Here is an 8,520-nt window from a genome sequence, read left to right as displayed (position 1 = left end):
CCAAGAGGTTATTTTTTTATTCAAACCTCATTTTCATTCATTACAGGAATGCTGCCCCGTTAGCTGAAGAACAAAAAAAGCTGATGTAGCAGCCAGCCAGCCCTCCTTCTTTAATTAACGCTCTCTTTAGCCCAATATTCAGACTAAAGTGTACTAAGTGGTATTTTAACTGGAGATAATCCCTTTTAGATAGATAATCAGGAGGAGATTATATGTTATTAACCAAAGCGTGGGAAAATTATGAAGTCGATAAACGGATTGAAGGTTATTTGGCTAACAGGCATGATCAAGATTCAGCCCTATTTGTCACGGAACGCTGTCCACATAGGATGAGTACAGCCCAGATACGTTACATCATAAAGCGAATTTCGAAAAGGGCAGCCTTGACTAAAAATATCCACCCTCACCAGTTCCGTCACAGTTATGCGACTCATTTATTAAATAACGGGGCTCCCCTTGAAGTTATTCAGACTTTACTCGGACACGAGAACGGAAGACTTCCAGAGTCAAAAAAGGAAATAAGTATTTAAAAGCTGCACTTGTGGAGTCAGCTCATTCTATTCGTGGTTCGAAGAACTACCTAGGTGCTTTGTATAGGCGAACAGCTGCAAAAAAAGGGAAAATGCGAGCAGCTATAGCCGTGGCCCTTGCCATTTTAAGAATTGCTTACTACCTCCTATCCAGAAAAGAGATATACGTAGATCTCGGTGAAGACTACTTTGATAAGCAAAGACAGGTTTCCATCGTCCGTCATTCCGTTCGAAGATTTGAAAACTTAGGATACAGTGTTACTTTATCTGAATCAGAAGCCTCCTAATCCATCAAACTTATACATATAGACAAGCTAACCAGGCACTCTTTTTTAAAAAATAGAATGAGCTGTTTCTTTAGTATTGCCTTTTTGACTTTATCTCAGAATTAATTTTCATGGGAGTTGAAGAATCACTAATTTAAATGATTTCAAGCAAGATTATTATTATTAAACTCTGTGCAAAAGTAATAGCTAAGTCATTTTTCCAAAAGGTCTTTCCAAATGGACTCCATCTTCCACCTAATACACTGAATAATCTTGCTACAAGAAAAGCACATAACCAGATACTAATTACACTGATTAAAATGTCCCAATTCCCCCAGTCGATCTTAGTTAGAAATGCGTACTAAACCACATCAATTTATACATTACTTATTCGGTTCTATTAGTGTGATTACCTGCCCATTGGTAGAACAAAGAAAAAGGCTGCCGAAGCAACCATTCTTTATTAAGCTAACGCACCCGTTAGCCTCTCATGAATCGCAAAACCAGCGATTCACCACAGAGAATGAAAATGTTCCCAAGCCGTCCATACTGTTTCTAGGGCTGGAGAGGAAGGTCGATACACTATGGTGCCATTGAGCCCATCCGTTCTGGGATTTAAATAACATTGCTTTATTTAAAAAAGTAAAATGTAATTACCTTTTTATATCAGCAGAAAGTTTGTGAAAAAATGTACTTAAACTATTGGGTGCGTTAGTTTAAGAAGAACATCATTAATCAATCAAATGGTTCTCTTAAATTTTATTTCTTATTTGAATCTGTAATTAATATTAAATCTAAGATTCTTAGGCTTATTCCAAGTATAATTGCACATACCCCTACTTACTCCCATTCCTACAAACCCCTTAATTAACTTCTAACCACAAATTGCGTTATGATACATAAATTTACAAGATCCGATGGAGAAATATATAATGGTAAGCTTGATTTGTATTAGAACATCAGTGTGTCAAATCCCCCACGCAATAAGGCGAACTAAAACCTCACTTAGTTTAGGATCATCCATTGTAATTTCTGTGATTTGGAATGGTTCCCCTTCCCAAATGTAACTGCTGACCTTTTCTGTTGAATCCTTACAAAACGATCTGCCCAGATTGTATTATAAGTTTTCTAGAAGCTTTCTATCCTACTTAGTTATTTTATGCTTAATATGAATGTACAAAAAGAGAAAAGGGATATATAGATATACAAAGTAAAAAGCAATGTTTGAATACATTTCATTCAATCGCTCTATTTGACTCCTCTCTTTAAGCACATTAGCTATAATAAAGAATAGGACCAGTACAATGAACAGACTTATACGTTGTTTCACATTTATTACTTTCTTAATAGCACGACAACCTGCCCATATTTTCACACTGATATTGGGTAATATGAGAAGTAACCAGATCGAAACAACGATAAATTCGACTCTTTCTATTAGAGGGAATTTCGCAATTTTCATTTGAGTTAATGTTGGCCATATTGTCTGGTTTAAGTATCCTTCACTAAAGAAGACAAATGTGATGAGTGCTATTATTAGATAAAGTAAGCTTGAGAACAAAAGTCCAATATGGGCCCATTTTTGTGATCTGTCTGGATTTTTTATGAATGGGTAGAACATGAATAAGGTCTCAAAGCCAACATACTGAAACAACATAGCTTTAGAGGATGATACGATTTCCTTCACAGAGTGGTTAAAGACGGGTAATAAATTGTGAAAATTGGCAAATTCCAATGAAAAAAAATTAAGGGGAAACAGGATAATAAAAGGTATGATACTTCCCCAGAAACACATTCCTGTAATCACGCGGAATCCACCGGATACAATGTAATAAACGAGGACTAGAAGAATGAGGCTTATTTGCCATGTCTTCATTAAGGGAAACAGCCAAACTTGAACAACTTCAATATAAACACGGAAAACAATTAAAGCTAATATAAGAAAGTAGAAAATCACAAAAATGTTGAACAGCCCGCCAATCCATTTTCCAAAGTAAAATTTGTGAACATGTATGACATCATTATTAGCAATTCCAAGAATACGATAGATCATCCAAACTAGTATATGAATGCTTATACTTGATAAAATGATGGAAATCCATGCATCATAACCTGCGTCCTTCGTTATATCTCGTTGAAAACTCATGATTCCTATGCCAATAATATTCGTGCAGATTAGAAAGAAAACGTAAAAGGAAGATACTAAATGTCGTTCGTCTAGTAATGATTTCACGTGGTTCCTCCTCTTATCATGCAGACTTACTCTTCAATACCTGTATTTGGGATGTAAACATTTGTGTGTACAGTGGTTTTTAGTTCTGGGTATATGTCCATAAACCGTTGATAGTCCCAATTTCTTGAGGTGGCTCTAACCTTTTCTCCCAACCCAATGGGATCTACATTGTATCCTTGTGCCAGTGAAATTAAACTTTGGACCTCTTCCTTAAAGTGTTCATTTAAAATTCGTTTCAATTTTACAATATCTTTGTCTTTTTTCAAATCAAACCAGGATGATGCTTTTTCAATCTCTGCATGGATGGTTAAATCGATGCATATACTCGGAAGGCCTTCGCTTTTCTCAACCGTATATGTAGTTTTTGTATCCAGGTTTTTCAAGAGAATAAAACCTTCCTTTTTATTTTGTGTGATTTTGGTTTTATATTGCCCATTATGAGACCCATCAATTAATGTTTTTAGAATAAAGGACTTTCTTAAATTAATATGATTTATGTACTTCCCGTTCTTTAATAAGGCTAACCCGTCAATTTTAATTTGACCTTCATCTAGGATAAGGTAAGGTAAAATTTGATCCCTCCCTTCTTGATAAAAATTGTTCAAAAACATGTGCAGATTCATTTTTGGCAAATTACCACTTTCAATGTTTTGATTGATTTTTTCACTTAAATGGAATGAAAGATTCACATGTTTACTGGATTGAAGTATATCTTCGGCTGTGTTTTCAGCAATGCCCAACTGCATTCGACTCCCCGTATTTGGATTTCGGGAAAAATTAGTGATAACATCTTCGATCCCTTGTTTGGCATATTCCTTGCCGAACAATACAAAATCTAATTTTCCTGTCTCAATAGGATAGGCTGATTTTGCATTCATTCTCGGGAGTATGTCTTCATATGAATCAGACGCCGTTTTATAAATCTTCAATTTGATATTTCCCTGTTCTGCGAAAGTAGGATAAATAGCAATTCCTTTGACTTTGCCTTCTTCCCGATCATATCCCAGAGCTTCAATTATCTGAACATCATCAATGATCCTCTCATGTATACCACACCCTGATAAAAAGAAAGTCAAGCTAGAAATTAACAGAAAACATAATTTCATTTAATTCACCTTTATTATCCTTTCCTGTTTATTCATCAAAATCACTTTTCTTTTTTTTGTGATTATGTGGGTGGTATCTCCAAATTGATTTAGGACGTAAGTAATTTGGCCTTTTGGGTGTTTTACTATAAGAGGAACGGATAATGCTGTCCGTTAAATCCTCAGGCCTAAAAGGATAAAATGGAACGGTATAGGGTGTTCCTAAAGATTCTAACCGTGTAAGGTGAATGATTAAAAAGGCAATCCCTATAACAATGCCTAGTCCCCCCCAAATAGATGCGAAGAAAATTAAAGGAAAACGTAAAAAACGTATAGTGTTCGACATTTTATAAATTGGGGTAGTAAAGGAAGCTAAGGCAGATAAGGCGACTATAATGAGTAAGACATTACTTGTAAGGGACGCCTCAACTGACGCTTGGCCGATAACAATACCGCCCACTATTCCCAATGTTTGTCCTACCTTTGTAGGTAACCGGACTCCCGCTTCACGTAATAGTTCAATCGTGAATTCCAGAAAAATCACCTCTAATACCGGTGGAAACGGGACACTATAACGAGAATTACTAAGTGAACCAAATAAATCGTTTGGAATCATCTCGTAATGGTAAGTGATAACGGCTATATAAATAGATGTTCCAAAAATGGAGAAAAGGACACTGAATACCCGTATTAAACGAAAAAAAGATCCAAGAATCCATGGGAGAAAGTAATCTTCAGGTGAAATAAAAAAATCAATTATTGTAGAAGGACCTGTAATGACATATGGCGACCCACTACTTAAAACAGCTACTTGTCCGTTAATAAGAGCTTGAACCACCCTATCCACACGTTCAGTTGGAAGAAGCAAAGGAAACGGTGTAAGGGAATCATCTTCTATAAATTGATGCAGCTGAGAAGTATCAAAAATGACATCAAAATCAATATCTTGAAGCCGTTGGGTCATGGTATTAACATGCTGCTCACTCGTAATCCCATCAATATGAGCAATAATAACTCGAGTATTTGAAGTAGAACCAATGTTTACTTCCTTCGTAATTAGATCAGTTGTATTTATTTGTAGTCTTAATAAATGTATATTTACATCAATATTCTCAAGAAACCCAATTTGTGGCCCCACCACACTAAACTCATTTTCAACGTTATTTTGTTCACGCAATCCAGCTTTATCATTAGATAAGAGAATTAATGCAACCCTTTGATCATTTTCCTTCATTTGAAGTATCGCATACCCTTTAAGTAACTTTGATTCAGCTTCGTTCCGATTATCCGTTATTACAATATCTTCTATTGCGATGATTTTCTTTATGTCATCAATTTTCTCTAGCCTGTCTAGTTCAAAAGGGGTCTCTCGGAAAACCATTAAAATTTTTAGTTGGAGTTGTTGTTGATCGACTAGTGTATTGTAGTAAGAAATGATTAAATGTCCCGATTCATCCGTAAGTGGAAATTGTTTAAAATCACTGGATTTTTTAACCTTAGCAAACAGCTGGTCAATATCTTGTGAATTCTCAGTCACGGCCTGATTGTCTTTATTATTTCTAATCTTTCGTTTTTTGAAGAACATCTAATCACCTCCCTATTACAAAGGAATTCATATCCTTCTATATTATGTAAAGGCATCCCCATATTTATGTAAATCCGTTTTATAAAGAGGTGGGAGAACGGAAAGGACACAAACAGAACACCTATTTACCCAGGAACTTTTGCTGTCCTATCCTACCCCTACAGGGATTATTTCTATGAGGATCAAGGTCCTTTGCTTACAGGGGTTGGAGAGTGGGGAGAAATGGTCGGGGACCCAATTATCGCGACTGCGATGCTTGACCGACTTTTGCATCACTCTCGAATTTTCAACTTAAAGGGTGATAGCTGCAGACTTAAAGAGAAGCAAATGAGTAAACAAAAACAGAAGGACTGAAAAATCCTTCTGGGGAATTTTATACCCAGGATTTCGAGGAAGTTTTAACCAACTTTGACATATTATACAATTTAAAACACATCAATACATTTTCCTTGGTTGTTAATTCGTGTATAGAAGTAATAAATTTTATCTTCTCAGAAGTTTTTAACAAATAAAATTTTTGTTATTGGTTAACCTACTTCTGAAAAGTTAGGAGGCATGAAAAAATGGAACAGATCAATCACCAAGAAAAAATTAATGCTTCAGAATATGGTATCATCTGGTCTCAATATGTTAATGACAGTATGTCACGTTGTGTTCTTCGCTATTTATTAAATGATGCTAAAGACGAAGATACTCGTGCTTTACTTCAATTTGCCTTACAATTATCAGAAACCCATATAGAAAGAACGAAACAATTTTTAACACAAGAAAACTATCCTATTCCAATAGGGTTCACAGACGAAGATGTAACAGTAAATGCCCCTAGTTTATTTACGGATACATTTAAGGTTGTTTATTTGCAAATTATGACGATTCACGGTTTGACGAGATATGCTGGTGCTACAAGTGTAAGTATACGTGAGGATGTCAGAAAATATTTAATTGAATGTACTTCTCAAACATTGGAATTATATGATAGGGTCACTACCGTCGCCTTATCTAAGGGAATTCTTAGTAAACCGCCTACATTAAATAATAAACAAAAGATTGATTTCATTAGGAAACAAAACTATTTGACTGGTTGGTTCGGAAAGCGAAGACCGATAAATGCAATCGAAATCAGTGGTGCACATCTGAATATGCAAAAAACTATGGTGAAAATGGTTTTAGAGTTAGTATTCAGCCAAGTATGCCAATCTAAAGAAGTACGAGAGTATTTCGAACGTGCTCGAAAACTTTGTAAAAGACACTTTCATATATTAGGTTTAATGTTAGAAGAGGAGAATCTCCATGAACCAAGGATATTTGAATCAGAAGTAACCGATTCAACCGTACCTCCCTTTTCTGATAAGCTTATGCTTTTCCATATAGCAACACTACTATCTGCCGCACTTGGTTATTATGGGGAGGCTTTATCAATGTCTCAAAGAAGAGACTTGTCGGCTGATTACGCACGAATGAATATGGAAATTGCATTAATTGCAGAAGATGGTATGAATCTTTTAATAGAAAATGGGTGGATAGAGCAGCCACCCCTAGCAACAGAACATCAAGACTTGGCAAAAGACAAATAATGTAACTGAGATGGAAAAGAAAAATAAAATAATTGAGAGTGTTTTATGGAGTATAGCCCTACCTGGTTTTTCCCAAATATTAAATGGTCGGCTATTTAAAGGCTTTTTACTAATTGGATTGGAATTTGTTATAAACGTAAATTCAAACTTTAATGAAATTATCCGTTTAAGTTTTATTGGAAATATAGAGAGGGCAGTTTCTGAAGCAAATTTTAAGTGGCTTATGTTTTATCCCTGTTTATACTTCTTTGCGATGTGGGATGCCTTTAAAGATGCAGGAGGAGGGAAAAAACCTTATGCCTATCTTCCCTTCGTTAGTTCGGCATTCCTTGTTACAGTAGGAATTATGTATTCAGCACATGCTAGAGTGTTTGGGATATTATTAGGGTCGGTATGGTTTCCAATGTTGTGTGTTATTCCTGGATTGATTATTGGATTTTCTCTAAAAATAATATTAAACAAAAATCAAGAAAAAACTTAAATTTTGATCGGATGGCGAAAGTCGCCCCCTTCTTAATTCCCCCAAATAGGTTATTTACCAACTCATTAAATTATTGTCAGTGATTCTTCAAGATTTTTCTATTTTTCATCTCCTAAAGATTACTTTAACTTCTTTACTTTCTTACATATAATAATCAGGCTCACTCCAATACTTTCATAAGACAAGTGCAATTTTTAAGTTTTTTATGGCAGCCTATTTTTCTTTGCAAAAATAGAGATTGTGAAAAAATACACTTAAACTAAAGGGTGCGTTAGTTTAATAAGAAGGGCTGTTTCGGCAGCTTTTTTGTGTTGTTCCACTAACAGGGTAGATTAGTTTAATAATGGTATAATAGTTTTTTTGGTGATTTGGAGTATGCTAATTTTGAAACAAATATAAATTATAATACATTTAAGGATGAATAATATGAACTGGATGGGAGTAGTTTGTGGTTTAATTGCTGTTTTTTTATTGGGGTTATTGATTATAGAATCGTCCCGATTCAAGAAAGAATTGAAACAAGAAATTAAAGATGATAGGAGTTTATCGAATGTTTTTATACAAAGGTGGGAAAGGAAAACATCAAGAGAAATTACCCTTGGAATTATAACGTTTATTTTTGTTGTTTTATCAGTAGTCTTATCTTAAAAAAGAAGCTGGTTCACTACCATGAAAATTAAATTCTGCCACTTTAGAAAAATGGCATACTTAAATAGACGCAGCTCAGTCAGTTTTTTAAAAAAGGAGAGCGTCTTATCAGTCAATT

General features: G+C 35.0%; 8 protein-coding genes and 1 pseudogene. 6 read left to right on the top strand and 3 right to left on the bottom strand.

The features are described from left to right. Positions 1-212 precede the first annotated feature (212 nt). Together CUU66_RS23685 and CUU66_RS24515 are read left to right on the top strand one after the other, a co-directional pair. Complete coding sequence (locus CUU66_RS23685) at positions 213-530, top strand: tyrosine-type recombinase/integrase (protein ID WP_101645867.1); 318 nt, start codon at positions 213-215, stop codon at positions 528-530. Between the two features lie 92 nt (positions 531-622). Next, positions 623-817 (top strand): hypothetical protein, encoded by a 195-nt coding sequence (locus CUU66_RS24515; RefSeq protein ID WP_180955416.1) that lies wholly within the window; start codon positions 623-625, stop codon positions 815-817. Positions 818-1,940: 1,123 nt separating this feature from the next. Here CUU66_RS24515 and CUU66_RS23675 read toward each other — a convergent pair. Genes CUU66_RS23675 through CUU66_RS23665 form a run of 3 tightly spaced genes read right to left on the bottom strand, consistent with a single transcriptional unit; the run spans position 1,941 to position 5,699 of the window. Beyond that, the gene (locus tag CUU66_RS23675) at positions 1,941-3,029 is read right to left on the bottom strand and encodes a GerAB/ArcD/ProY family transporter (protein WP_101645866.1); all 1,089 of its coding nucleotides are present in this window, start codon (positions 3,027-3,029) and stop codon (positions 1,941-1,943) included. Positions 3,030-3,055: 26 nt separating this feature from the next. Next, complete coding sequence (locus tag CUU66_RS23670) at positions 3,056-4,135, bottom strand: Ger(x)C family spore germination protein (RefSeq protein WP_101645865.1); 1,080 nt, start codon at positions 4,133-4,135, stop codon at positions 3,056-3,058. Positions 4,136-4,163: 28 nt separating this feature from the next. Then, the gene (locus CUU66_RS23665) at positions 4,164-5,699 is read right to left on the bottom strand and encodes a spore germination protein (RefSeq protein ID WP_101645864.1); all 1,536 of its coding nucleotides are present in this window, start codon (positions 5,697-5,699) and stop codon (positions 4,164-4,166) included. Between the two features lie 204 nt (positions 5,700-5,903). Between CUU66_RS23665 and CUU66_RS23660 the strand changes: the two are divergent. The 4 genes and pseudogenes from CUU66_RS23660 to CUU66_RS23645 form a co-directional block, all read left to right on the top strand. Beyond that, positions 5,904-6,053: pseudogene (locus CUU66_RS23660) on the top strand (ATP-binding protein); the annotation flags it as partial. A gap of 209 nt (positions 6,054-6,262) precedes the next feature. Continuing rightward, on the top strand, positions 6,263-7,273 hold the full coding sequence (locus tag CUU66_RS23655; protein WP_101645863.1) for a DUF3231 family protein: 1,011 nt from the start codon (positions 6,263-6,265) through the stop codon (positions 7,271-7,273). Positions 7,274-7,283: 10 nt separating this feature from the next. Continuing rightward, positions 7,284-7,754 (top strand): hypothetical protein, encoded by a 471-nt coding sequence (locus CUU66_RS23650; protein WP_101645862.1) that lies wholly within the window; start codon positions 7,284-7,286, stop codon positions 7,752-7,754. Between the two features lie 426 nt (positions 7,755-8,180). After that, positions 8,181-8,402: a hypothetical protein gene (locus CUU66_RS23645; RefSeq protein WP_101645861.1), complete on the top strand. Its 222-nt coding sequence runs from the start codon at positions 8,181-8,183 to the stop codon at positions 8,400-8,402. Positions 8,403-8,520: the final 118 nt, after the last annotated feature.

This window comes from Peribacillus deserti, assembly GCF_002863585.1.
GTDB classification, from domain to species: domain Bacteria; phylum Bacillota; class Bacilli; order Bacillales; family DSM-1321; genus Paraperibacillus; species Paraperibacillus deserti_A.
Note: the sequence above shows the minus strand (reverse complement) of the source record. Positions and strands in the feature narration are given on the sequence as shown.

Coding starts and splice junctions, on each gene's coding strand:
- CUU66_RS23685 (WP_101645867.1), top strand. CDS start 213: ATGTTATTAACCAAAGCGTGGGAAAATTATGAAGTCGATAAACGGATT.
- CUU66_RS24515 (WP_180955416.1), top strand. CDS start 623: ATGCGAGCAGCTATAGCCGTGGCCCTTGCCATTTTAAGAATTGCTTAC.
- CUU66_RS23670 (WP_101645865.1), bottom strand. CDS start 4,135: ATGAAATTATGTTTTCTGTTAATTTCTAGCTTGACTTTCTTTTTATCA.
- CUU66_RS23665 (WP_101645864.1), bottom strand. CDS start 5,699: ATGTTCTTCAAAAAACGAAAGATTAGAAATAATAAAGACAATCAGGCC.
- CUU66_RS23655 (WP_101645863.1), top strand. CDS start 6,263: ATGGAACAGATCAATCACCAAGAAAAAATTAATGCTTCAGAATATGGT.
- CUU66_RS23650 (WP_101645862.1), top strand. CDS start 7,284: ATGGAAAAGAAAAATAAAATAATTGAGAGTGTTTTATGGAGTATAGCC.
- CUU66_RS23645 (WP_101645861.1), top strand. CDS start 8,181: ATGAACTGGATGGGAGTAGTTTGTGGTTTAATTGCTGTTTTTTTATTG.